Here is a 25,490-nt window from a genome sequence, read left to right on the forward strand (position 1 = left end):
TTTAAATTTCTATTTCACTTCCCATAAATGGAACAGTACATTTAAATCCATATTTATCCTGGATTTTAATTCTTAGTTCTTCTGCCGGAAGGTTTTCTCCGTGAACTAAATAAATGCATTTTGGATTGTTTTTAAGAGCAGAAAGCCAGTTTATCAAATCTTCCTGATCGCCATGTGCAGACAGCCCTTCAATTTGTACAATTTTAGCTTGTACTGGATAATATTTACCATAAATTTTAATTTCATCAGCTCCATCAAGAAGCTTTCTTCCGCGAGTGCCTTCTGCCTGATAGCCCACAATTATGACAGTGGTTTTTTCAAGACCTATATATTTTTCAAAATAAGACAGCACGCGGCCGCCAGTAACCATGCCGCTTGCGGCAATAATTACTTTTGGCTGAGGATCTTCAATAATGCGCATGGTCTGATCGAATTCAGAAACAATTCTGAACATTTTGAACATTTCATGGCATTCATTTGCAGACAGTTTATGCCACTGCATATTTTCCAGAAAAACATCAAGTACGCTGGTACCCATAGGAGTGTCAAGTATGTAAGGTATGTTAGGTATTCTTCCTTCTGTTTTAAGTTTCCATAAAATATACATTATGGATTGCGCTCTCTCGACAGCAAATCCTGGAATAATTACGGTTCCGTTTTGTTCGATAGTACTATTGATATAGGTTTCCAGCTCTTTTTTTACGTCGAGCTCTGGATGCAGGCGATTGCCGTAAGTACTTTCTAAAAAAATATAGTCGGCCAATAAAGGTTTTGTTGGCGGAAACATTAATACGTCATCATCCCGCCCAATATCGCCTGAAAAGACTAAAGTTTTCCCCTCAAGAGTCAGTGTAATGCTGCAGGCTCCAATAATATGTCCGGCAGTCGAAAAAACGGCAGCAATATCATTTGCCACAACAATTGATAGATTGGGCTGTACTACTTTAAAAAAGGGAATAACATTTTCTGCCTGAATTACAGTATACAGAGGTTTTGCTTTTTCATGTTTAGAATAATGTTCTTTGTTGGCTTTATCAGCTTCTTCTTCCTGAATTTTAGCGCTGTCTAAAAGAACCAGCTTAGCTACTGCTTCGGTTGGACTCGTGCAGTAAATTTTTCCTGTAAATCCCTGAGCGACCAGTTTTGGCAGCCAGCCGCAATGATCCAGATGGCCATGCGTTAGAAGCACATAATCTATACTTGCGGGTAAAATGGGCAGCGGTTCCCAATTGAGTTCCCTTAGAGCTTTAAGGCCCTGAAAGAGTCCGCAGTCAACCAATATTCTAACACCATTGCTTTCTATCAGTGTTTTGGAGCCTGTTACAGTTCCAGAGCCTCCTATAAATTTAATTTTCATCTTAAATAAGTTTACAAATTTGTGAAGCTTCTTTCAATACATTTCGAACTCGGTTTTCGCTAACTCCAATTTTATGAAGACTATGAGAATCGTTAATAAGATCTTTTACAAGCAGCTGATCCAGAATCAGCAATTTTTCCTTTTCTACCATAGATAAGGTTGTGAGGCAGGTAATAGGATAGAGCCCTCCTTTATCAATTTTGCTTTTGATGCTGTTATCTTTTGGATAGTCCCAGCTTAAAAGGTTTATGCCGCTGCAGTTTGCAAAACTTTCAGCATCTTTAGTAAAGCGGTTATTGGTCACTATAATACAGGAATTAATAGTTTCGCTGTTAGAAAAAATAGTATGTGTTTTCACTTTAAGGTCATTAAAACGAGAAAGAATGTACATCGGAACTTTTACATCAGAAGAAGCTTCTCTGCTGCTGTGAAATTTACATTCAATCATCGAAATTAGATTCTCTTTTTTCAGCATTACATCTACTTCATGCGAGACACATTTTCCCTGCAGCGTTAAGTTGGTTCTGGTTTTAAAACCTTCGGCTGCATATAATCGTGCAATAAATTTTTCAAAGAAAAAACCAGCCGGGCCAAGCATTTGTAAGGCAGAACGCAGATTGTAGCGCGCTGCATGGCCATTCGAAGCTTTTTTTAGAATAGCAAAAGCCATTTTGTATATCTGTTTGGTCGTTATTCCCTCGTACATTTGGCTCTGTATTTGAGCCAGCGATTCCTTAATGAGTTCAGGGGTAGCACCCGATTTTTGAAGAGAAAGCCTTAATTTTTCTATGTCGAAAGGAACAATATGCCCTGAGTGCTTAATTACTTTCATAATTTTAGTTGATCCCTATTACTTAAAAAGCATAGGATTGTTCAACCAAAATTATAGCAGATTATCTAGAGAAGGGATGATCAAAATCACTAAAGAAAATGATTTTGATCATAATGAAGATTAGTTCTTTATTTTACTGAGTTTTTCCAAATTGAGTACATGAATGGTACTGGCTGTTTTCGCAATCAGTCCTTCTTCTTTAAAATCGCTTAAAGTGCGGCTGACTGTTTCTGGAGAAGTTCCTGAGAATGCGGCAAGATCATCCCTGCTGAATTTGATACTGGAGCCACCCATTCCGTGCTGTAGTACTAAATGGACAATACCCTGGGCTATTCTCTTTCGAACTGACATATAGGCTATCTGCAGGAGGCGAACCTCTTTTTCTCTCATGTCATTGGCTAAAATTTTAATGAATTTTGCGCCTACATCCGGATAAATAAAAAGGAGTTTATCGAGCTGTTCGGTTGGCAGAAAGCTCAAAACGGTTTCCTCTAAAGCTATTGTGGTATCATTATAAGTGTCATTAGAAAATAAAATACTAATGTCGAGGTAATCATTTTCTTTGTATACGCCTGTAATGAGTTCACGCCCGTCTTCGGTTAATTTTACAGTTTTCACTTTACCGCTTATAATGTAATAAATGCCCGTTACGTGGTCTCCCTCATAATGAATATACTGGTTTTTTTTATAGTGCCTTGTGCTTCTTTCCAGCATTATTTCTTTAAGTTTTACAAGTCCATCCTCTTTAGAAATAAGAGTGTTGAGGTTTTCAGCCGTTTGTCCGTAAAACAGCTGCTGCAATTCTTGTTTTTTTAACCTCGCTTCTATGGCCCGTAAAAGTTCTAAATCGTCAAAAGGCTTAGTGAGGTAATCATCTACTCCGAGTTCCATACCTTTACGAATATCGGCTCTCTCTGCTTTTGCGGTTAAAAATATTACAGGTGTTGTCTGTGTTTCTGGATTCTTTTGGAGAATATGCAATACTCCATAGCCATCAAGTTCGGGCATCATGATATCACATAATACAATATCAGGTTTTATTTTTAGCGCTATTTCTACTCCGGCTTTTCCATTGCCGGCTGCAAAAACTTCATATCCTGATAGTTCCAGTATTTCAACAACATTTTCCCTAATATTGTCATTGTCTTCGATAATAAGTATTTTAGTCATAAACGCGGCAGTTCAATAGTAAATAAAGTTCCTTTGTTAATTGCACTTTCAAAAGAAATGGTGCCATTCATCAGAGATACATATCGTGAAACAATGTGCAGTCCGAGACCGGTTCCCGGTATATTTCCTGTATTATGAGCCCTAAAGAAAGCTTCAAATAGATGTTCATGATCTCCTTCGGGTATACCAATACCGTTATCCTTTACATTTATAATGATCTTGCTGGAGGTCATTGCTGTCGAAAGTTCAATTTCAGTTTCTTCACCAGAGTATTTAATCGCATTAGAAACCAGATTGATAATACAGTTTTTGAGCAGGTTTTTATCTAATTTTACTAAAGTGACTTCTGTGTTGGGAATGCTTATGATTTTTTGTTTTTTTTTGGTGAGAAGCTTTAATTCACTTATGATTTCCTTTATAAAATCTTGAAGATCAAAACAGGATATCTGGAGTGTAATTTTATTAGATTCCGCTTTTTCAAGAAGCAGAAAATCATCCAGAATAGTCGTTAGGTTTGAAACAGCACTTTTAATTTTTCTTATGTGCGTTTCAATTTTGGTATTATTTAAATCTTCTGAATAGCGCTGAATCAAAGAAGTGGAAAGATGAATGGTGCTGAGCGGTGTCCTGAATTCATGCGAAGCCATAGATAAGAGGCGGCTTTTAATTTTACCGAGTTCTTTTTCTTTTTCCAGTGTACTGCTGACCTCTTCCTTAGTCTGAGTTAATGCGGCAATTGTTTCATTTAGCGAATGGGTGCGGTCTTTTACCAGTTCCTCCAAATGCTGGGTGTACTGCATGAGTCTGTTTTCGGCTTCTTTTTGGTGGCTCATGTCATGAATGAAACCTGCAAAAATTCTTTCTCCTTCAAATTTCACTTCGCTCACTCCAAGTCGGAAGGGAAAAATGTTGCCGTCTTTTTTTCGGCCGAGCACATCTCTGTCATGGCCAATGATATGAGGAATTCCAGAAGATTTATAACTTTCTATATAGGAATCATGTTTTTCCCGGTCGGGAGAAGGCATCAAAAGTGAAATGTTTTTCCCGATTACTTCTTCTGGATCATATAAAAAAAGCCGGCAGGCAGAAGGATTTATAGATTCTACAATTCCCTTTTCATTAATTGTTATGATGCCATCGATTGCATTATCAATAATTGCCTTTAAAAGTGCTTGATTTTTCATGTCGCAATCGGTTTTTGGTCTAGCAAATGTCGCAAATTGTTTTTGATAACCAATTTATTAGATACTTATTTTTTGGTAAGAAAAATTGGTCCGCTTATGTAAACTTACTCGCGACCAGATATATGCATTTTATGTCCATTACTATTGTCTTTTAAAACTGCATTAATATTTTTAATACCCTTTACCAAAGCATCGGCATTGAAAGAAATACTGTTAATTCCAGCCATGACCAAAAATTTTGTAAATTCTGCAGAGTCACTTGGGGCTTGTCCGCAAAGACCTATTTTTTTTCCCATTTTATTTGCTGTCTGTATCATTTGAAGAATAAGTTTTTGAGAAGCTTCATTCTCTTCATCAAAAAGAGCAGCGATTAATTCGGAGTCTCGATCAATACCCAATGTAAGCTGTGTAAGGTCGTTTGAGCCTATAGAAAAACCATCAAAAATTTCCGCAAATTCTTTAGCAAGTAAAACATTTGAGGGTATCTCGGCCATGACATATATTTCTAGTCCATTTTCATGCTGTTTTAAACCGTACTCTGCCATAATAGCAATGACTTTTTTCCCCTCTTCAGGAGTACGGCAAAACGGAATCATGAGTTTTACATTGGTGAGCCCCATATCATCACGAACTACTTTCATAGCCTGACATTCGAGCTTAAATCCTTCGCGATATTTTTCATGATAATAACGAGAGGCACCGCGAAAACCAAGCATTGGATTTTCTTCCTGAGGTTCAAAAAATGTACCTCCCAGAAGTCCAGAATATTCATTGCTCTTAAAATCACTCATTCTGACAATAACTTCTTTAGGATAAAAAGCGGCGGCGATTGTTGCTACACCCTGCGAGAGTTTTTCGATGAGGTAATCTGCTTTGGTGTCATAATTTTCTGTAAGTTTATTAATTGCTGTGCTTTGAGCTGGATCAATCACCTTATCAGGATGCATCAGTGCCATGGGATGTACCTTAACAGTATGTGTTATGATAAACTCAATACGAAGCAATCCCACGCCATCATTAGGATAAAAAGAAAGTTCAAAAGCTTTTTCCGGCTCAGAAACAATAAGCTGCACTTTTGGTTGCACAGGCAGTTTAATTGTATCAAGTGCTGTGATCGTTTGAACGTATTTTAATTTATTTTTATATATATATCCTGTTTTTCCTTCGGCACAGCTTATTGTGATTACATCACCATCTTTTATTAACTCGGTGGCATTTTCTGTTCCTACTACAGCAGGAGTTCCAAGTTCACGGGCAACTATAGAAGCGTGACTTGTTCTTCCTCCTTTATTGGTAACAATTCCAGCCACTTTTTTAAGGATAGGATCCCAGTCTGGACTAGTGAAATTAGTAATGAGAATATCTCCTTCTTGTAGTGCCGAAGCATCTTTCGGTGAATGCAAAATTCTCGCAATACCGCTGGTAACGGCATTTCCTATAGCTTCACCGGTTATGATTTCTTCTCCTTTTTTTTCTAATTTATAAGAAGTTATAGACAAAGGATTGATCAGGGAATGCACAGTTTCGGGTCGGGCCTGAATAATGTAAAGCTCGCCGTTCATACCGTCTTTAGCCCATTCAAAATCCATTGATTTACTATAATGATCTTCTATTATAAGTGCCCATCTGGCTAATTTTTCAATTTCAGAATCCTGAAGAACAAATTTACTGCACCATTTTCTGGGCGTTACTTTTATAACAGTTGAATTGATACCGGCTGAATTTTCACTATAAATAAGCATTTTAGTTTTTGTACCAAGATTTTTTTGTAAGATGGCTTTTTTATTGTTTTTAAGAGAAGTTTTAAATACAAGAAATTCATCCGGAGTTACAGTTCCCTGAACAATGGTTTCGCCCAAACCCCAGGTACCTGCAATATGAATCAAATCACGAAATCCTGATTCGGGTTCAAGTGTAAATCCTATTCCGGAACAAGCCAGATCTGAGCGAACCATCTGCTGGATCCCTACTGAAAGGAATACTTTATCATGATCAAAACCTTTATCTAATCTGTATTTGATTGCTCGGTCTGTATAAAGGGAGGCAAAACAGCATTTAACGGCATATATAAGCGGCATAGTTCCTTTTATATTTAAAAACGAATCATGTTGTCCGGCAAAACTAGCATTGTCCAGATCTTCTGCCGTAGCACTGCTTCGTACGGCGACGGTCATTTCATTATCTTTGGATAAGTCTGTATAAGCAGATGAAATGGCAGTTTGAAGATCCAGCGGGAATTTTGCATCCAGCAATAACTTTCGGGCTTTTGAACCGATTTCATTTAAGTTCATAAAATCTTTCTTATCCAGAAGTTTCATCAGCTCATCTAATCGGGCATTTAGATTATTATGCTTTATAAAATCTTTATAAGCAGTTGTGGTGATTGCAAAACCATTTGGAATTCTAATTCCCTGCGGAATAAGATTGTTATACATTTCACCCAAAGAAGCATTTTTGCCGCCTACTTTACTAATATCATTTATCCCTATCTGATTAAATTTTAAAATATATTTTTCCATTTTTAATTGTTTTTAGACACTCGTACTTATGGCTTTTATTTATTTAATAAAAATAAGTTGATGTGTAATTATTGGAAATGACGGCAGTCATCTATTAATTTTTTTTAACTATTTATGATATGCAGATATGTGATGCATATCATTTTACATCGCTAAATAATACATGACATTTGTAGAATAGTGGATTATGTATAAAAATAAAGTTAGAATTGGATCATATTATAACTAGTTACGTTCTATTTTTTATAATTGAAAAATTTGCAATATAGAAGCAACAAAAGACACAACAGAAAAGTATATCAGTTTTTGTAAAACTTCGAAAAAAAGACAAAAATGGCAATGAATATTGGAGTGCTAAGGAACTTTCTAAACTGCTGGGGTATCCTAAATAGAGTTTGTTTTTGAAGGTATTGGATAAGGCAAAAGCAGTTTGTATTAATGCTGGGCAGGAAACAGAAATACATTTTAGATATCTTAGCTCGATAACATCTCTGTGTGATGATTGCACTAAAGTTCTTGAACCAGTAGGTCAGTGGCTGCGAAATAGAAAATAATTATAGAAAGATTTCTTTTTTTTAATTAAGGAATGAGACTGGCCGGCAATGAGCTTTTACAATAATAATCGGAGCAAAAATTAAATAAGCAATCAATATGAAAACAAGATTCTACATAACAGCTGCTTTGGCAGTACTGCTTTATTGCTGCCAGCAGAAGGACTGGACAGACTCAAGTGAAAATGGTATCGATATAGATAAATATGAAACCTCTGGCATAAATGATAATCTGCTTAGAAAGTGGCTCTTATTAAACAGAGAATCTGACAGTATAATTAAATCGGCACAGCTGATTATTCAACAGCAGCGAATACTAGTAGAAACTCATCCGCCGGATGAGCGCGAGTACCTGAATACATGCATTGAAGAGGCTCAGCAGCAGCTTGACCTATTGAAGAAAAAAGTAAAATTTACTAAAGAATTTGCAGGTGGTATTAAACAGTATGACCCATCTCTGCAGTTTACCATTGACTCATTGGAAGAAGACTATATGCGGGAGAAATATAAACTGGAAGATGCATTAAAACAGTTGAAATAGTGCGTATTGCCCACAAAATTCAGAGTAGTTATTTTGGGATTCATTTATAATTTATGAATTTGTGTTTTAGATTCCTGAAGTAAAAGTAATATTGAATTATCTGAATTTTCAGTAATTTAAGAGTCTTTATGTCTTTTGAAGGGATTTATTTTCGGAGTTATATACTATTTTAATTTTTCGACCATTGACGTAGCCGCATCTTAATATGCTTTTAGCATCATTGTTTTCGGCTATTTTAATCATTGCCGGATTAGTAAAATAAAGAAAGAGAGTTATTACTTTAAACAGTAAAGACAGTAATTTAATTCTGTTTTTACATCTTGAATATTTTATGATTAATCTTGTTTTGCTGATTTTACTTCATCAGAAGGAGTGTTAAGTATAAATTCTACTATTAGGCGTTTGATATCATTCCCTTTTTCGTTCAGCATATTATGACCGCATAAAGGCAATCCGACCAGCCAGGTTTTAGGTCTCTCTTTTGCTATATTTAAAGCGCTTTCAGGAACTGCAACCCGATCTAATAAACAAGTTATAACTAACATTGGAGCAGTACCACCCGTAGACCACTGTTCTTTTGGTGTGGCATCACTAGACTTGGCTTGTTGTCCGGCCAAGGCTGGAAATTCGCCTTGTGCCTGATCCAGCAAAGCCAAATGCTCGTTGCCTGGAGCATACATAAGCTGTCCTTGCAATTTAAGCCATTCTTCTTTGCTGATTGAGGGATCCATGTAGCGTTGATACAGCGCCATAGTTTCTGCAGATGGCTGTGCTTCACCGCCTGCACCAATTAAAACAATACCCAATACACGTTCAGGTCGGTCTTGAGAAGCGGTTCTCACCACGCGATTTCCATACGTTTTTCCAGCCAGGTAAACTTCTTTGAGACCGAGTTCGTCTGCCACTTTCCAAAGATCAACTGCATAATCGTGGAGTGTTAATCCCTCAATTTTTCCAGTACTGGCTCCCAAAGTTCGGTAGTTGTAGGTAACAACTTTGATTCCTTTTGATGCAATTGCCTGAGCGAGTTCATCGAGCTGGATTGCCGGTCTGCCATTACCGGCTGCCATAATTAAAGCGGCAGGACCATCTCCATAAATAAAGGTTTCGATTTGAATACCGTTTGCTTGTATCAGCTTTCTGATCCCCATTGAGTTGTTTTTTTGGGAGTATCCAAATGTTATTGTAAATAAAATAAATAAGGCCAGCAAACGCTTTGAGGGACAATGATGTGAATTTTTCATTTTACTTTTTTATTTTAAACACCGTGTTTCCTTCTTTGATGGATTCCAGAATTTGAATGGTATTCAAGTCTAAAGGTTTTATTTTTAATGGATTTTTATCCAAAATTACCAAATCGGCAAGCTTTCCTTTCGTTAATGTACCCTTTGAGTTTTCTTCAAAATATTGGATTGCTGCCCATTCTGTCAGTGTTTTCAATCCTTCGTAAGGAGTAATTCGTTGGTTTGGCCCCAATATTTTTCCGCTTCTGGTGACCCTGTTAACCGTTGCATCGAGTACTCGCATCGAATTAGGGAAGGTAACGGGTGCGTCATGGTGAGAAGTTGTAATAAGTCCTGCATCTATTGCATCTCTCATCGGCGAGATATAATCAGCTCTGGGATGCCCCAAAACGGATTGGGCATGCCAATCGCCCCAATAAAAAGTATGCATTGGAAATAATGAAGGGATCACTTTTAGGCGGACCAATTCCGGAATTTGATCTTTGCGCAATGTCTGTCCATGAATGAGTACCGTTCTGTGATCGGGATAATTGTATTTTTTTTCCGCGAGATCAATCGCTTTTAAATACTGGTCAATTGCAGCATCGCCGTTGGTATGGCACAATAGCTGCCATTTATTTTTAAAGGCAAGTGCTACATAATCATCCGCCTGTTGATCGGTCATTACGCCTTGTCCTTTATAATCTGCTTTTTCACCTGCAGGCGGAATATGGTAAGGGTGGGAGAGCCATGCAGTTTTACCTTGCGGCGAACCATCCAGCGTTAATTTCACACCGCCAATTCTGTATTTATTTTTATAGTGATGCGTGGGGCTGTAATAAGGGCTTTTCATAATTTTTTCTACACCCAGCGCAACATCAGGATAGGAAACAATATCTAAATAGAACTTTTTGCTGTTTGCTCCATCTTCTAACTGGGACATCTGCTGTAAAGTAGCCCTGCCTTCTTGTACAGTCAAATAACCATTTTTAGCATATTCAACCAAGGCTTTATCAATAAACATTCTATTGGCCTGTGCATCTCCTTTGCCTAAAATTGGGAATAGAACGGCAAAAAAAGCACCTTCTTCCAATACGCCGTTTGGCGTCCCATCAGCATTTCTACGATATTTTCCACCCGCGGGGTCTTTGGTGTCCTTATTGATGCCTAGCATTTTCATGGCATAGGAGTTAAGTACCCCTAAATGTCCTGATTGATGTACGATAACTACTGGTTCAGTGCTACTTATTTTATCCAAATCAGCAGCTTTTGGGTGGTCCGCTTCTTTGAGCTGGGAATCATCGTAGCCATTTCCTAAAATCCAGCCAAATTTTTTAAGCATCGTTTTACCGTCTGCTGAATTTTTATATTGGTTCACTGCATTGATAATTGAAGCAAAATCGGCACCGGGACCATCCGGAGGCGGCAGTAAATTAGCGACCGATGCGGTAAAACCAACATTAAGAAAATGGCTATGGGCATCTAAAAATGCCGGGAGCATCGTTTTTCCTTTCAGATCTACCATAATGTGTCCAGATCCTGCTTGCTTCATGGCTTCTTCTTCCTTGCCTACAAATAGTATTTTTCCGTCTTTAACTACAATCGCCTGGGCATAAGTGGGCTTTTTTCCTTCCATGGTGATGATGTCTCCGTTGTAATAAACGGTAGCTTTATTGCCTGAACCTTGATCTGCCGCCAATTTTTCGTCTTTTTTACAGGAGACCGTCAAAATTGCAAATGCCAATATTGATAAGATTGAATTTTTCATAAGCTTATTAGTTAATTAAAAAAATAAATCATTTGATTTTTATGGTTTCACTTCTACTAATTCCGGGCATTTCCAAGTTCCATTCAAAATTTCTTTGTGAGGCCTGTAGAGTCGAATCATATAATTCCATCCCTTCATGATATATAAAAAATTTGGCTGGTTGGGATCTCCTCCAAAATGTATGGTTACGCTGCCATCCGGATTCTTCTTGGATGTTATCGAATTGAAATTATAGCTATTGTATTTATTTACTTCATAGTACCCTTTTTCATTGTATAAAGACACAGATCAAAAAGCATCAACAGGAACATCTTTCAGAGTCAGGGTGTAAGCAGTTACACCATCATCTTTAGGTGGATTTAAATTAAGATAAATAGCATCTTTTTCTGGATTTCCACCGTATCCCCCCGCCGTTCCTAACAGTTGTCGTACTTGGGTTACTTCCCATTCTGTGCCAAAAGCGGCTTTACTGTTAGGTAAATCTTTGGCCAATGCCAAAAGTAAATTACGCGTTTTTGTAAGGCTCTCTTCATCCCAATCGGGAATTTCCAACTTGCCCGTACTTGCTTGTTTGACAACAATGGATTCTTGTATTGCTGTGACTATTTTATTATCTTCAGGACTATTGGGGTCTGCCAAAGTTCTAATGGTTATATGAATAAATCGGGTACCAACATTTTCTCTGGTCAAGGTATAATTGCCCGGTTCATAAAATACCCGGATATAGGAATCTTCATTGATCACCATCATCGATATAAAACGCCCTTTGGTCTGGGGTAAGGTAATGCTAAGGGGTGAGCTGAGATCAAAAATCCCATAAGAATACCTCGTATCGCGATTGGTGCGGATTATGGATTGATGATTAACATCTGCCGGACCGCTGTTGTGGCATAATTTACCAAAGCACCCGTCATTTGTTCTGATTTTGAAATAGTTATCAGTTTCGGCGCGGACAAAATTATCGATAGTTACTTTTTGTTTTCCATTGGGCAGGGTAATTGGATCAAACAGCTTTTCGGTGTTCTTTTTGGGTGGTTTGCTAAAGGTGTTTATTGTGGGACTCAATTTTTCAATTGTTTTACTTTTATTAGTATTCTGGCTGTAAGCACTAGTGAATAATACTATGCACGATGATAAAAGGATAGATGTTAAGATTTTCATACTATTTAACTGTTTAATTGATTAAAAATCTGTATGTAAATGATTAAAAATTATTATTTAAATAATCTGTTAACTAATCTTTTAAAGGAAATGATCTGCCTTCAAAGACAGTTTCTAACACTTTAATGTCTTTCATTTTTATAGGGTCTATCTTTAAAGGGTTTTCAGCAAGTATGACGAAATCCGCTTTTTTACCCACTTTTATGGATCCCGTAATTTTATCCAGTTGCATTAAATTAGCCGCATTAATCGTGATGCCTTTCAATGCATCATAAGCAGATACTCTTTCTTGAGGCGCCATCAAAGTTCCATCGGCCGTTACACGATTAGTTGCTATCCAAGCCAGGAGCAGTGGCTGAATAGGAGCCATAGTGAAATCGGAATGCAGGGCAAACTTCACTTTGTTTTTAACCAATGAGCCCAAACGAACCATTTCTGAACCTCTTTGCTGGCCTAGAACAGTAGTGGATGCATATTTATCACCCATAGAATAGAGATAGTAGGGATTAGCAGACACCACCGCTCCTAATTTTGCAATACGGGCAGACTGTTCAGGTTTAGATTCTCCAAAATGCTCTATGGTGAGTCTTTGTTTTAATTGTGGCAATTCTTTTTGTAATTTTTCCAGTTCATCCAAGATGGTTTCTAATCCCATGCTGCCATTGCAATGAATATGGATAGGATAACCTTTGTTCCACCAAAATTTCATGGCTTTGTTTAAATTTTCAGGGGTCATAATCCATTCGCCGCTATGCCCGTCCAAATATCCTGGAGGTAAAACTTGAAAATTCTGACCAAAAAATGCACCATCAGCATAAAGTTTTACGGCATGTTCTATTATAATATGTGGCGAAGTCTTTTTGCCAAACTCCTTTACATCGGTAAACGTTTTTTCAAAATCACCGCCATTTACCAGGTTCAATGTATTTACATCGGGGGTAAATTGCATACGGAAAGGTGTCTTATCGTTTTCCAGATTATTCTTCATGTATTTAAAATCGCCCCAAAGTTCTCCCGATGAACCGGTACCCATATCGCCAATGGTAGTTAGTCCGCCCATATGTACAAGGTCACGAAGTTTTAACATATTGGTCTTCATAACTCCATCATTTCTAATGGTCGGTGCCCATTTCGGAACAACGACATTGAAAAATCCAGCTTCTACAAATTTTCCGGCACCATAATCAATTTGGCTGTTTCCTTTGGTTTCTTTCTGGGTAATATTCAAATACTTCAAACCAGCGGTGTTCAACCACATTACATGTGCAGAATATTGCCAAATCATAATCGGTCGTGTTGTAGAAATTCCATCCAATTCTTTACGTGAAATGTCTCCGTGAAAAGGCTCCATGAAACCCCAAACGACAAGAGGTTCTTTAGGCTCTTTTAACTCAGCTTCATATTCTTTTACTTTGGCTATGAATGCTTTATGTCCTCTGACGGCTTTTACATTTCCCCAGGGAAAAACCCAGTCAAAAGGTGCAGCAAATTTGGTATTCAAAATCATAGCACCAAGATTGGGATGCAAGTGCGGGTCTATCAGACCCGGCATCATCGTTTTTCCTTCTAAATCGACCATGGTATGGCCTTCGCCGGCTTGTTTCATCGCCTCGTCTTTACTTCCTGTGAAAGTAATTTTTCCGTCTTTTACCACTACTGCTTCGATGTAGGCAGCGTTTTCGCCTTCCATGGTTACAATATCTCCGTTGTAATATACTGTACTGATAGATGAGGGTTTGCCAGTATTATCAGTTTTTGCTGTTTCTTGTCTGCAAGAAACCATAACAAAGGAAAAGGTAAGCAATAAAATCAAGTTTTTCATGTGCTTTCTAAATTGGGTTGTGTGTAATAATTATAACTGGAAATTTTGATATTATGTCTTTGTTTATCCAATTAATGGATTGAAAATCTGAAAGATATTTTAGTGTTTTTTTTTTTTGCTAAATATCTAAATGGGTTTCTTTAATTAAGTTTAAAAGTAAGAATTTCCACTGCGTATAAAAATGTTTCTTATCACTTTTCAAATTGATCAGGATCATTTTTAATACTATTATATTACTTCATTTTGTTTATTATTCATTGTTTTGGATATGCTAACGAAAATTGGAGAAATAGTAAAGTGGCATTTTTTCACACTTTGCTATTTTAAATCCTCTCATATATCAACTCAGAAATAAACCAAATTCTAGCGTCAAGTGAATTGGAAGCATATTGCGAAAACAATTTAAATGAGAAATAAAAACAAGTTATTGAGATTTCAATGAATCTGTTGCTCAAATGTGGAAAGAAATTCAGTATCCTAAATAAAATGATAATTAATGAAGTTTCTAAAAGTTTCGAAACTAAACTTGATAGGGCTTGATTTTGCTGGATTTCTATTTTTAATATGCTTCATGCGCCACGATTCTGCCACAAAATTTATACTTGTGAAAAATGCTAAAAAACTGCTTTAAATTTTGTAGGAAATAAGAAGGGAATCCCAAAAATTGGAATATAAAGAGAAAATGATCCCTATCACTTTTCATCGTGATAAGGATCATTTTTTTTTAGGGGTTCTTGTTCCAATTTTGTTTGATAAATCTGATAAATCATTGAATGCTTTGATTTAGTAGTTTTCTTTCTTTCTTTACTTTCTTTATTTAAAAGGACCTAAGAATATGGTTCAAAAAACAATAATCATTAATAAACATGGAATTATGGATAATCAAAAAAATGCTATTCTAAAAAAAAGTGTATCGCTTTTTATCTTATGTTTATTTTTCTCCAACATATCAAATAAATTATCAGCCCAAGCTGATCCTAGAGAAGTCAGAAAAGAAAATTTTCACGGCGTAATTAATTTAGATATTCGTGATTCAAAAGCAGATTGGGGACCTTACACACCTAAAGCGGCGCCAGCAGCTGCACCAAATATTCTTTTTATATTATTTGATGATACAGGACAGGCAGCTTGGTCTCCCTTTGGAGGAGGAATTAACATGCCAACATTGCAAAAATTAGCTGATAATGGTTTAATTTATACACAATGGCATACTACCGCTTTATGTTCTCCAACACGATCAACACTTTTAACGGGTAGGAATCATCATCTAACAGGGAATGCCTCTATTACTGAAGGTGCGGATGGATTTCCGGGTGCGCACGGCCGTATTCCTGAACAATGTGCCACTATAGCTCAAGTTTTACAAGAAAATGGCTGGAGTACTTTTTGGATTGGAAAAAATCATAATGTACCAGAACAGGACGTTGCCTCTGGCGCAAGTCGGAAACAATGGCCTACACAATTAGGTTTTGATCGATACTATGGCTTTCTTGGTGGAGAAACAAATCAGTGGTATCCTGATTTAGTAGAAGATAATCATTTTACAGAAGCTTCTTATGGTCCTGAACAAGGGTATCACTTATCTAAAGATTTAGCGGATAAATCAATTGAATATATTCGTGATCAAAAAGCTACAAATCCTTCAAAACCATGGTTTTTATGGTATTGCCCGGGTGCAAACCATGCGCCTCATCAGGCACCTCAGGAATATATTGATAAATATAAAGGTAAATTTGATGAAGGTTATGATGCTTACCGTAAATGGGTTTTACCTCGGATGATTTCAAAAGGAATCGTTCCTGCTGATACTAAACTAACCGATTTAAATCCATTGCCTCCAGATGTTTCTAATCCAGGTGATTATGTAAAACCGTGGAATACTTTGAATCCAGATGAGAAAAAGCTGTTCTCGAGATTACTTGAAGTATATGCTGCATTTTCTGAATATACAGATGCTCAGGTAGGGCGTGTAATAGACTACTTAGAAAAAAGCGGTCAGTTAGAGAATACGGTTGTAATTTATGCTGCTGATAACGGTGCTTCAGGAGAAGGTTCACCATCAGGTTCTGTCAATGAAAATAAATTTTTTAACGGGTATCCCGACGAGTTATCCGAAAATATGAAATACATCGATAAGCTTGGAAGTCCTGATACATATGAGCACTATCCTACAGGATGGGCTGCGGCATTTTCAACACCCTACAAAATGTTTAAAAGATACAGCGAATATGCTGGTGGAACTTGCGATCCTTTAGTAATTTCATGGACAAAAGGAATAAAAGCCAAAGGCGAAGTACGTAATCAATACCACCATTCAACAGATATTGTTCCTACAATTTTAGACATTTGTGGACTTGAAATGCCAAAAGTACATAATGGTATTGGACAATATCCTATTTCTGGAGTATCAATGCGTTATAGTTTTGATGGTAAACCAAATGATCTCACTCAAAAACACATTCAATATTATTCGATGTTAGGCTCAAGAGCAATCTGGAAAGATGGCTGGAAAGCTGTGGCACTTCATGCACCCTTGTCGGGAAAAGGAAATTTTGATAAGGATGAATGGGAATTATACAATGTGAATATAGACCGTTCAGAGTCTGATAATTTAGCTAAAAAAAATCCAGATAAATTAAAAGAACTAATTGCTACATGGATCGATGAAGCCGATAAAAATCTGGTACTTCCTTTAGATGACAGGACAGCTGTAGAAGTCTTAGCAACAGTAAGGCCATCTGAGGAAAAAACGAGAGAAAGATATATTTATTACGCGGGGACAGCCCCGGTACCAGAAGGTGTAGCTGTAAATATTCGTGGAAGATCATACAAAATAATTGCTGATGTAGAGATCAAAGAAGCTTCTGTATCAGGGGTTATATTTGCACACGGTTCGCGTTTTGGCGGTCATACTTTTTTTATTAAAGATGGAAAATTAAATTATATCTATAATTTTTTAGGAATTGCTCCAGAGCAAAAATTCACCTCATTGGAAATTCTAAAACCTGGAAAATATACGCTGGGAATGGAATTTATTAGAGAAAAAACCGGAGATCATGGTGAACAAATTGGAAAGATGAAAATGTACGTCAATGAAAAAAATGTTGCAGAAGGACCAATGAGGACACAAGCTGGTAAATTTACTCTTTCAGGAGACGGTTTATGCATAGGATATGATAGTGGTGATGCTGTAAGCAACGAATACAAAACTCCAGGAACTTTTAAAGGAGGTACAATTTTAGGAGTTGGCATTTCTGTAGAGAAAATAGAATATATTGATTTTCAAAAAGAAGCACAGAGGGCCTTGAATAAAGATTAACAATATTTTTTTAACTGATATAAAATAAGAAAACTTTAGAATCATTTGATTTTAAAGTTTTTTTTTAATTGATGTGTAAATATTTGCTTTTTATGTGTCTTGTAAAAAGATTTTTCTACTTAGAGTTATATTATAAACTTAATTGGAGTAATATTTCGAACTTGAGCCTTCAAATTGTTTTAATACAGTATTATAAGTTCTTGTTAAATCTAAATACATGTGCATCTACTTTAACGCCAGTGTCATATGTAAAGCTATTATTTAATTGCCTGCTGATTCTGAAACTCTTCGATCGTTAAGTTTCCGAGTGCAGAATGTCTTCTGCAGGTGTTGTAAAAGTTCTCGATATAATCGGTTATTGATTTTTCTGCTTTCTCTTTAGTCTTATTTATTTTGGTATACCAGTTCTACCTTTAATGTCTTGAAGAAGCTTTCTGCTATTGCGTTATCATAGCAGTTTCCTTTTCGGCCCATGCTTTGGGTTATTTTATTTTTCTCTAATAGGGTAGTAAACTCATAGCAGGCGTATTGCTTTCCTTGGTCTGAGTGAAAGAGTAATTCCTGATTATGCTGTAGGGGACGATTTAGAAGAGCTTTTCTTAAGGAAGCAATGCTGGTATCTTTTGCCCGCATTGTCTCGCTGATGGACCAGCCGATCACTTTACGGTCAAAAAGGTCTATCACTACAGTAAGATAGAGCCAGCCTTCACCTGTTTCAATGTAGGTTATGTCAGAAACCCAGATTTCGTTTCTTCTGGCTGCCTTAAAAATCTGTTCTAATCTGTTTTCTGCTGATCTGTTATTGCGGGTTGGGCTTGTAGTCTTTTTATATTTAGATTTTGCAATGCTTCTCAGATGGTTTTCCTTCATAATCTGCCCGACAAATTTTCTGGAAATTTTATCCCTATGGAATCTAATTCTTTATCAATTCTCTGGCTTCCGTATCGGCATTGGCTCCAGTGGTAAATTCTTATAATTTCGCTTATGATGAGGGCTTTTCGTTCTGCCCTTGCGGTGGGTGTTCTTTTGCGCCATCGGAAGAAACTGCTTTTGTGGATCTGAAATATCCGGCACATCTTCTCAACGGGAAATATTTTCGAGTTTTCTCTGATGAATTCATATTTCACCCGCTCCCGGAGAAGATATTTTGAGCCTTTTTTATGATGTCCCTTTCAATTTCCAATTCTTTTATCTGTTTCCGAAGCTTCTGCAGCTCATTTTTATGGTATATTTCATTTGAAGTTTTCTTTATGGTAAATCTGCCTTCCTGGTAAAGCTTCTTCCAGTGCTGAAGGGTTCTTGCACTGATGTTGAGTTCTCCTGCCACGTCACAGACTCTTTTGCAGTGGATGCTCATCGAAGCGGCCAGAATCTTAAAGCCTAAAGTGAAGGTTCTCCTTTTATTTTTCATGCCGTTTAATTTAGCGGGAATAAAGTTAGCAGCCAGTCAGAAATTTTAGGCTATATATATTCATTTTTTATTGCTTCAGATAAACACAGCCTAAGAATTTAGTCGCAAAAAGGTATCAACTCCAATCTCCATTTATTCGGTAGTAAATATTATCGGCACCGCAAACGCAATAATGATATTCTTTTTTTACTGTGATCTGCACATGAAAATAAAAATTGATTTTGCTTTATATTCTCAGAGCAATCATATTTAACTGCCTTACTTCTTGCAGCAAAATTAAAGGAGGTTTTAATTGTGAAAAAAATATTCTTTCATTAGTACTTTAAACAGATTACTTTTCCATCCATTGTGCTGATCAGAATTTTATCTGTTCCAAAAGGGGTTACGGCATTTATCAGCGTATTGGAAACTTTATATCTCCACTCTGCCTTCTGCGAATCTTTATTTACAGCACAAATTATTCCGTTCTGTCCAGGGACAAAAACAAGGCTGCCAGATTCTGTTATAGGTGAAGGGGCAATCTCGTAGCTTAGTTCTGTGTCTACATTCCAAAGTATCTTTTGGGTTTCACTTTGCGCATCAATTGCAGTCAAGCTGCCATCAGTCATACTTTTTATATAAATTATAGCACCATCTTTTGAAATACCGATCGATTCCCTGCAGCTTACCTCTTTCGAACGATAAATTTCCTTTCCTGATTTCGAATCAAAGGCAGTCATAAAGCGGTCTGGAGCAACAATGAAGATTTTATTAAAACTTCCAACAGGAAATACTGCTGCTGGTGATAGCATTCGGCTGCCTGAATTTTTTGATTTCCAGACCAATGTACCCGTATTTTTATTTAAGGCATAAAAACTATTTCCCCATGACCCGAAGTACACATTCTCTTGGAAAACCAAAGGCCTGCATTCAACAAAATTACTAACATCATTGTACTGCCAGATTAATTTTCCGGTTTTATAATTCAACGCTCTAAAGATACCATCAGAACCTCCTATAAAAACATTATCATTTTCAATTGCAGGAGATCCCAGTACAGATTTTTTAGTGGTAAATTTCCATATTTTTTTTCCGGTAGCTAATTTTAATCCATATATAGAATTATCAGATGAGCCTACGATCACAATATTATTTTCAATTGCTGGTGTTGAGAATATTTTCCCTTTTGTTTTGTATGTCCATAATTTTTTTCCAGTATCAGCTTTCAAGGCTGTAATTTCTCCTTTTGTATTCGCTGTAACTGCAATACTGCCACTTAATACAACGCCACTGCCAATATCCGAAGAAAATTGAGTAGTCCAGACTACTTGAACATTTGGATATTTTAAATTAATACTATAATCAGGTCTTTTGTATATAGCTGTGTCTTTGCTGAAAGAATGATCTTTTAATTCAATTGTGGCCCAAGGTGCTGAAGTTTCTTTTCCTGCTTTTCGTTCCGAATAAATCATTTTGTTGTTTTCTACTCTAACGATATTATATGCCGCAATTTGGTCTTTTGGTTCTTTTGTTTTATCGGCACGAAGATTAGATCTGCCCATAACAGCTGGAATTCCTTCGAAATTATAGACTTTGTTGGAATGTCCGTGTCCCATTAAATGAGCTTGAATATTTTGCTTTTTTAATTGATCGATTACTTCATACCAATTATTCAGTCCTGAATCTAATGGATAATGATTTACCGAAATTAAAGGTAATTTTCTTGCTTGATTTTTTTTGAGCTCATTTTGTAAAAACTCAAGATGTTCTCTTGGAATTTGTCCGGGAGACATTCTCATATTAGGTCCTGATGCCAAACCTATAAATAGAAAACCATTTTTTTCGACAGCAAAGCATTCACTTTTAAAAACTTTTAAAAAAGTATTACATCCACTCTCAGACCACTTTGCATCATGGTTTCCAGGAACAATGTAATAAGGTTTTTTGAGTTTATCGAGTATTTTTTTTGCCGTGTACAATTCTTCATCAGAACCAAATTCGGTCACATCACCTGTGTGAATTACAAACTCAATATCAGAATTATTATTAATATCTTTTACAGACATTTCAAGATCTTCTGCAGCATTTTCACTTCCAATATGTGTATCAGTAATATGTGCAAAAGTAAACGGCTTGTTCTGAGCTATTGAATACTGAAAAAAAAGTACAGCTAATAAAAAAGTTTTTAATAGGTTGTGTAGAGAAATCATTTGTGATTCTTTAATTTTTGTTATCGGCAAAATAGTATAATTAATTAGTTTGTTTTAAAATTAACTGTTGTCCTGTCGTAATTAAACCTGGAACATAAAATGTTATTGTGGCATTAAAAAATGAGTTAGCAGGAATACTCCAAGTTGCCAGATTCTGTGCCGGCTGTGTTGGAGTAGTGTAAATATTTTTTAAAGCTCCATTTAAATAAAGTGGCCCGTTGAAAGTGAAGGAAGGTGAATTTGTTGCTGATGTAAAGTTAGAAGCAAATGTAAGCGATACATTTTTTGAGGTACTGTTTGGATTATTTAGCTTAAGAGTCAAGGTATATTTGTGGCCGTAGTTTCCATAAGTATTTTGTGAAGCTCCGTTTAATTTATAAGAGAACGGAGCATTTTGATTTTGCAAATATGTTCCACCTACAGCAAATTTCGAACTTGTATTAAGACATAATCCCATGTAGGCTGGTCCAGTTGGTAAGTCAATGTCAGTAGTTCCAGACCATCCAGATTCAGTATATATTCCAGCTTCTCGACCATACGTATTCGTACTTTCGGTATAAATATCTCCAGCGGCCGCCGTCTGAGTAGCATTTACCGCATCGTTAATAGATCCAGTTGAAGTAACGACTGTGTAGACATATACACCCTGTGAAGCAGTTATTTCATAAGACCCATCTACCATATTGTTGTTTGCTAAGGTTGCTCTATAAACTTCATAAACCTTTGACGGATTAATGGTTACGTTGTTAAATGTTGTACGAGGCGTATTTTGAAGCCAGTCTTTTGAGACAAAATAACTCTGACCTGTTGCGCTTCCATTTAGCGGTTTCTCAGAATTGGTATAGGTAGAGCCTTTTCCACTAATTGTAAGAGCACTGGTTTGAGGGTTTGAAACTAAAACGTGTAAGTATTTTACAGAACCGGATTGGTTGATGTGAAATAGATAAACTCCAAAAGTACCAGAAAGAGGATTTGACGAACCTCCTCTGCTGGAATCTACGCGTGCATTTTGCATTAGCCATCCATTCCCTCGTATAATTTCTGGATTGTTACTTTTCCAAATTGGTTTTTCAGATAAATTACCACTCAAGTGTTTCAAGTTTTGTGGCGGTACAATTGAAGTGGACAGAGTTCCTGAAGTCCAGTCTGAAGAAACTAGAGAATTTACGGCTAATTGTGCTTTTGCTGTTTTATTTGATACTGTCTGAGAAACGGATTCCTTTACATTTTCTTCATTTGAACAGGCATAAATAAGAATAGTTGTAATAACAATGCATATTAGTTTTTTTGCTTTCATATTGGTTTAATTTAATGGGGGTTGATAATCAGTTAGTTGTTTGCTAAAATAGCAAAAAATTAATATATTTAACCTTATTTATAAAAATATTTATTAATTGTTTGTTAAATAATATATTTATTTTTTAAATGTTTGGCTATAAATAAAAAACATGTATTTTTAAGATGTTTTTTCATACAGATATAGGTTGTAATATGTAACACATTTGCAGTGCCAAATTATAGAATGTAAAATTTAAGGTTGTGTTTTAATTTTTGTAATAAAAAAAAAAAGAGGTTGTTAAGTTAAAAATGAGTTATGTTTGTAGAAGAATTTACCAAAATCGAAGATAAATGAATTTAAAAGATTTACTTGATATTAGTAAAGACAATAGTCTTTCAGGACAAAAATGGCATATGCTCAGACAGTCAATTGTAAAAAGATTGCTTTCTGCGGGAAATGCTACAATTGCAGAAATAAGTTCTGAATTGCAGTCTAGTGTTCCTACTGTTACTAAAGCGGTCAACGAGCTTTTACAGGAAGGGAATGTGGTAGATATGGGAAAAATAACCAACAGTGGAGGAAGAAGACCTTCTTTATATAGTATCAATCCAACTTGTGCTTTTTTCTTAGGAGTTGAGGTTGGAAGGACCCATATGTCTATTGGTTTGCAGAATATCAAAAATGAGTTTATAAGCCTTGATCTGCGTGTTCCCTTTGCATTAAAAAATTCTCAGGAATCTCTTCTGGAGTTTTGTACTCTTATTAATAACTATATTGAAGAAAGTTCTGTAGAGAAAAAATTGATTGTAGGGATCTGTATTAACTTTTCCGGGCGTATTAATTCTATGGAAGGTTTTAGTTATAATTATTTTTTTAGTGAAAACAGGCCTCTGACAGAAATTATTTCAGAACAGCTTGGACTTCCGGTTCATCTTGAAAATGACACCCGAGCAATGGCTTTTGGTGAATATTGTGAAGGTGTTGTGGATGATGAGCAAAATATAATTTTCTTGAATTACAGCTGGGGAGTTGCTATTGGTATAATGACAGATGGAAAGCTTTACTACGGAAAGTCTGGCTATTCTGGTGAGTTTGGGCATAGTACCCTTTTTGAAAATGAAATCATTTGTCAATGTGGGAAATTAGGCTGTCTGGAAACTGAAATTTCAGGCTGGTCACTAGTAAGACAATTTAAAGAAGCTTTAAAAGAAGGTAAGCATTCTAAAATTGAACTCAATGAAAATGAGGATCTGCAGCATTTAGATATTATCTCGGGAGCGATAAATCTCGAAGATAGCTTGTGTATAGAACTGGTTACCAGACAAAGTGAAAAAATGGGACGCTATCTGTCTATCTTGCTTAATATATTCAATCCAGATCTGCTTGTTATTGGAGGAGACTTTTCTCAGCTTGGAGATTTTGCACTTCTTCCAATACAATCAGCACTGAAAAAGCATTCGCTAGGTTTGGTAAATAGAGATATGAAATTAAAGAAATCAACACTGGGGCATCGTGTGGGTGTTATTGGAGCTTGCTGCATTGTAAAAGAAAAGATGTTATCTCCTTTTTTTAAATAATTATTTTTATAAAATTCTTCAAAACTCTATAAAATTATTTATAGAGTTTTTTTTTATTACTTCTTTTGAGTAGTGACCAGTCCTTTTTTAAACTAAGTTTTTAAAGTTAATTGATCTGTCCATTCTGTATGATTTCCATCCCTATGTAATAAATATAATTTCATTTTGTTATTAGTAATAATTACTTTTTTATTATGCTGTAAAATTGACAATATGATTTTTTTGTGCGAATTATTTTCTTTTTGAAAAAAAAATATCCTTAAAAAGGTAAAAATAATTTAATTATATATTCTATGTTCATTTGCTGTATTTACTGAGGATCTTAAATGTAATTGTTCAGGTTAATTCAAATTATTTAAAATCTAATTAATAAATAATTTTAATAACTACATTGTAGTTAGTAAAATTTTATATATTTGTTCGGTAATAATAAACCAAAAACAATGCATAATATTTTAAAAATTATCATGATGCCTATTTTATTGTTTTCACTTTCTTGCTGTGCAGGAATTCAGAAAACAACTATTGCTTCAACTCCAATTTCTCCAATTAAAGGAGTGTGGGTGACTAATGTTGCTTCAAAAGCTTTAGATTCAAAAGAAAATATAATAGAGACGGTTGCAGTCTGCAAAAAATCTGGTATTACAGATATTTATGTTGTGGTTTGGAATAGAGGAACGACTTTGTATCCAAGTAAGATAATGAATGATTTATTTGGCAAAGCAATTATGGAACGTTTTAATGGTCGAGATCCGCTGCAAGAAATGATCGAAGCAGGGCATAAAGCAAATATTAAAGTTCATGCATGGTTTGAGTTTGGTTTTGCTTCTTCTTACGGCGAGAATGGAGGTGCTATCCTAAAAAAGTTTCCAAACTGGAAAGCAGTAGATAATAAAGGAAACTTAGTTACAAAAAATGGTTTTGAATGGATGAATGCTATTGATCCTGAAGTTCAGAATTTTGTAAAATCATTGATTGTGGAGGTTGTTGAAAACTATAATGTAGATGGAATTCAGGGAGATGACCGTCTGCCGGCAATGCCTTCGCTTGGAGGCTATGATCCTTATACGGTAGCTTTATATAAAAAAGAACATAACGGTAATAATCCTCCAGAAGATTATAAAAATGCTGATTGGCTTACTTGGCGGGCTGATAAATTGACCGTTTTTTTAGGCGCGCTTTATAAAGAATTAAAAGCAATCAAACCTCAATTGATTGTGAGTATGGCTCCAAGTATTCATCCGTGGGCAAAAGAAGAATACCTGCAAGACTGGCCAACTTGGTTGGACAAAGGATATTGCGATTATGTAATTCCGCAGGTTTACAGAAAAACAATTGAGAGTTACACTGCTACATTGGAAGACCAAATAAAATTTCTTAAAAAAGATCAGAAAGATAAATTCTTTTGTGGGGTTCTGCTTCAAGTCAACGGTGTAAATCCGAAACCTGATTTTTTAAAGAATATGATTGATACCAATAGAAAACTGGGAATAAAAGGAGAGTCCTTCTTTTTTTATGAGGGATTGAAAGCTTTTCCAGATTATTTTTCTCAAGAATACACTAAAAAGTAAATTGAAAAAAAGTTAA

Annotated in this window: 18 protein-coding genes; 4 read left to right on the top strand and 14 right to left on the bottom strand. The window is 35.9% G+C overall.

Going from position 1 to position 25,490, the window contains the following annotated elements:
* Position 1: 1 nt before the first annotated feature.
* The 5 genes from QMG60_RS12590 to ppsA form a co-directional block, all read right to left on the bottom strand.
* The gene (locus QMG60_RS12590) at positions 2-1,357 is read right to left on the bottom strand and encodes an MBL fold metallo-hydrolase (RefSeq protein WP_281865114.1); all 1,356 of its coding nucleotides are present in this window, start codon (positions 1,355-1,357) and stop codon (positions 2-4) included.
* Between the two features lies 1 nt (position 1,358).
* Positions 1,359-2,189: an ATP cone domain-containing protein gene (locus QMG60_RS12595; RefSeq protein WP_281865115.1), complete on the bottom strand. Its 831-nt coding sequence runs from the start codon at positions 2,187-2,189 to the stop codon at positions 1,359-1,361.
* Between the two features lie 120 nt (positions 2,190-2,309).
* Complete coding sequence (locus QMG60_RS12600; RefSeq protein WP_281865116.1) at positions 2,310-3,359, bottom strand: response regulator; 1,050 nt, start codon at positions 3,357-3,359, stop codon at positions 2,310-2,312.
* Positions 3,356-4,543 (bottom strand): PAS domain-containing sensor histidine kinase, encoded by a 1,188-nt coding sequence (locus tag QMG60_RS12605; RefSeq protein WP_281865117.1) that lies wholly within the window; start codon positions 4,541-4,543, stop codon positions 3,356-3,358. Before QMG60_RS12605 ends, QMG60_RS12600 begins: the two co-directional genes overlap by 4 nt.
* 104 nt (positions 4,544-4,647) lie before the next feature.
* Positions 4,648-7,062, bottom strand: a complete 2,415-nt coding sequence (gene ppsA / locus QMG60_RS12610) for a phosphoenolpyruvate synthase (protein ID WP_281865118.1) — start codon at positions 7,060-7,062, stop codon at positions 4,648-4,650.
* Between the two features lie 651 nt (positions 7,063-7,713).
* On the opposite strand from ppsA, the gene QMG60_RS12615 reads away from it, so the two are divergent.
* Positions 7,714-8,154: a hypothetical protein gene (locus QMG60_RS12615; RefSeq protein ID WP_281865119.1), complete on the top strand. Its 441-nt coding sequence runs from the start codon at positions 7,714-7,716 to the stop codon at positions 8,152-8,154.
* A gap of 335 nt (positions 8,155-8,489) precedes the next feature.
* Here the strand turns inward: QMG60_RS12615 and QMG60_RS12620 are convergent, their stop codons facing one another.
* From QMG60_RS12620 to QMG60_RS12640, 5 genes are all read right to left on the bottom strand, one after another.
* Positions 8,490-9,305, bottom strand: coding sequence for an alpha/beta hydrolase (locus QMG60_RS12620; protein ID WP_281865120.1), 816 nt, complete (start codon positions 9,303-9,305; stop codon positions 8,490-8,492).
* Between the two features lie 94 nt (positions 9,306-9,399).
* Positions 9,400-11,145: an amidohydrolase gene (locus tag QMG60_RS12625; RefSeq protein WP_281865121.1), complete on the bottom strand. Its 1,746-nt coding sequence runs from the start codon at positions 11,143-11,145 to the stop codon at positions 9,400-9,402.
* Between the two features lie 39 nt (positions 11,146-11,184).
* Complete coding sequence (locus tag QMG60_RS12630; RefSeq protein WP_281865122.1) at positions 11,185-11,430, bottom strand: DUF1214 domain-containing protein; 246 nt, start codon at positions 11,428-11,430, stop codon at positions 11,185-11,187.
* Between the two features lie 3 nt (positions 11,431-11,433).
* Entirely contained in the window at positions 11,434-12,306 is an 873-nt protein-coding gene (locus tag QMG60_RS12635; protein ID WP_281865123.1) for a DUF1254 domain-containing protein, read from the bottom strand.
* Between the two features lie 73 nt (positions 12,307-12,379).
* Positions 12,380-14,128, bottom strand: coding sequence for an amidohydrolase (locus QMG60_RS12640; protein ID WP_281865124.1), 1,749 nt, complete (start codon positions 14,126-14,128; stop codon positions 12,380-12,382).
* Between the two features lie 874 nt (positions 14,129-15,002).
* Here QMG60_RS12640 and QMG60_RS12645 point away from each other — a divergent pair.
* The gene (locus QMG60_RS12645) at positions 15,003-17,447 is read left to right on the top strand and encodes an arylsulfatase (protein ID WP_281865125.1); all 2,445 of its coding nucleotides are present in this window, start codon (positions 15,003-15,005) and stop codon (positions 17,445-17,447) included.
* 384 nt (positions 17,448-17,831) lie between these two features.
* Here QMG60_RS12645 and QMG60_RS12650 read toward each other — a convergent pair whose 3' ends face one another.
* The 4 genes from QMG60_RS12650 to QMG60_RS12665 form a co-directional block, all read right to left on the bottom strand.
* The gene (locus QMG60_RS12650; RefSeq protein ID WP_281865126.1) at positions 17,832-18,317 is read right to left on the bottom strand and encodes an IS3 family transposase; all 486 of its coding nucleotides are present in this window, start codon (positions 18,315-18,317) and stop codon (positions 17,832-17,834) included.
* A gap of 253 nt (positions 18,318-18,570) precedes the next feature.
* Complete coding sequence (locus tag QMG60_RS12655) at positions 18,571-18,858, bottom strand: transposase (RefSeq protein ID WP_281865127.1); 288 nt, start codon at positions 18,856-18,858, stop codon at positions 18,571-18,573.
* A 314-nt stretch (positions 18,859-19,172) separates the two neighbouring features.
* Positions 19,173-21,047, bottom strand: a complete 1,875-nt coding sequence (locus tag QMG60_RS12660; protein ID WP_281865128.1) for a PQQ-binding-like beta-propeller repeat protein — start codon at positions 21,045-21,047, stop codon at positions 19,173-19,175.
* A 40-nt stretch (positions 21,048-21,087) separates the two neighbouring features.
* Positions 21,088-22,344 carry a DUF3370 family protein gene (locus QMG60_RS12665; RefSeq protein WP_057116286.1) on the bottom strand — a complete coding sequence of 419 codons (1,257 nt, stop codon included), beginning with the start codon at positions 22,342-22,344 and terminating at the stop codon, positions 21,088-21,090.
* Between the two features lie 332 nt (positions 22,345-22,676).
* On the opposite strand from QMG60_RS12665, the gene QMG60_RS12670 reads away from it, so the two are divergent.
* Both QMG60_RS12670 and QMG60_RS12675 read left to right on the top strand, forming a co-directional pair.
* Complete coding sequence (locus QMG60_RS12670; protein ID WP_281865129.1) at positions 22,677-23,903, top strand: ROK family protein; 1,227 nt, start codon at positions 22,677-22,679, stop codon at positions 23,901-23,903.
* Between the two features lie 443 nt (positions 23,904-24,346).
* Entirely contained in the window at positions 24,347-25,474 is a 1,128-nt protein-coding gene (locus QMG60_RS12675; RefSeq protein ID WP_281865130.1) for a family 10 glycosylhydrolase, read from the top strand.
* Positions 25,475-25,490 lie beyond the last annotated feature (16 nt).

The sequence above is a fragment of the Flavobacterium sp. GSB-24 genome (genome assembly GCF_027924665.1).
GTDB lineage: Bacteria > Bacteroidota > Bacteroidia > Flavobacteriales > Flavobacteriaceae > Flavobacterium.

Bases quoted from the DNA above. Each gene is read 5' to 3' on its own strand.
- QMG60_RS12590 (WP_281865114.1), bottom strand. From the start codon at position 1,357: ATGAAAATTAAATTTATAGGAGGCTCTGGAACTGTAACAGGCTCCAAA.
- QMG60_RS12595 (WP_281865115.1), bottom strand. From the start codon at position 2,189: ATGAAAGTAATTAAGCACTCAGGGCATATTGTTCCTTTCGACATAGAA.
- QMG60_RS12600 (WP_281865116.1), bottom strand. From the start codon at position 3,359: ATGACTAAAATACTTATTATCGAAGACAATGACAATATTAGGGAAAAT.
- QMG60_RS12605 (WP_281865117.1), bottom strand. From the start codon at position 4,543: ATGAAAAATCAAGCACTTTTAAAGGCAATTATTGATAATGCAATCGAT.
- ppsA (WP_281865118.1), bottom strand. From the start codon at position 7,062: ATGGAAAAATATATTTTAAAATTTAATCAGATAGGGATAAATGATATT.
- QMG60_RS12615 (WP_281865119.1), top strand. From the start codon at position 7,714: ATGAAAACAAGATTCTACATAACAGCTGCTTTGGCAGTACTGCTTTAT.
- QMG60_RS12620 (WP_281865120.1), bottom strand. From the start codon at position 9,305: ATGGGGATCAGAAAGCTGATACAAGCAAACGGTATTCAAATCGAAACC.
- QMG60_RS12625 (WP_281865121.1), bottom strand. From the start codon at position 11,145: ATGAAAAATTCAATCTTATCAATATTGGCATTTGCAATTTTGACGGTC.
- QMG60_RS12635 (WP_281865123.1), bottom strand. From the start codon at position 12,306: ATGAAAATCTTAACATCTATCCTTTTATCATCGTGCATAGTATTATTC.
- QMG60_RS12640 (WP_281865124.1), bottom strand. From the start codon at position 14,128: ATGAAAAACTTGATTTTATTGCTTACCTTTTCCTTTGTTATGGTTTCT.
- QMG60_RS12645 (WP_281865125.1), top strand. From the start codon at position 15,003: ATGGATAATCAAAAAAATGCTATTCTAAAAAAAAGTGTATCGCTTTTT.
- QMG60_RS12650 (WP_281865126.1), bottom strand. From the start codon at position 18,317: ATGAAGGAAAACCATCTGAGAAGCATTGCAAAATCTAAATATAAAAAG.
- QMG60_RS12655 (WP_281865127.1), bottom strand. From the start codon at position 18,858: ATGAAAAATAAAAGGAGAACCTTCACTTTAGGCTTTAAGATTCTGGCC.
- QMG60_RS12660 (WP_281865128.1), bottom strand. From the start codon at position 21,047: ATGATTTCTCTACACAACCTATTAAAAACTTTTTTATTAGCTGTACTT.
- QMG60_RS12665 (WP_057116286.1), bottom strand. From the start codon at position 22,344: ATGAAAGCAAAAAAACTAATATGCATTGTTATTACAACTATTCTTATT.
- QMG60_RS12670 (WP_281865129.1), top strand. From the start codon at position 22,677: ATGAATTTAAAAGATTTACTTGATATTAGTAAAGACAATAGTCTTTCA.
- QMG60_RS12675 (WP_281865130.1), top strand. From the start codon at position 24,347: ATGCATAATATTTTAAAAATTATCATGATGCCTATTTTATTGTTTTCA.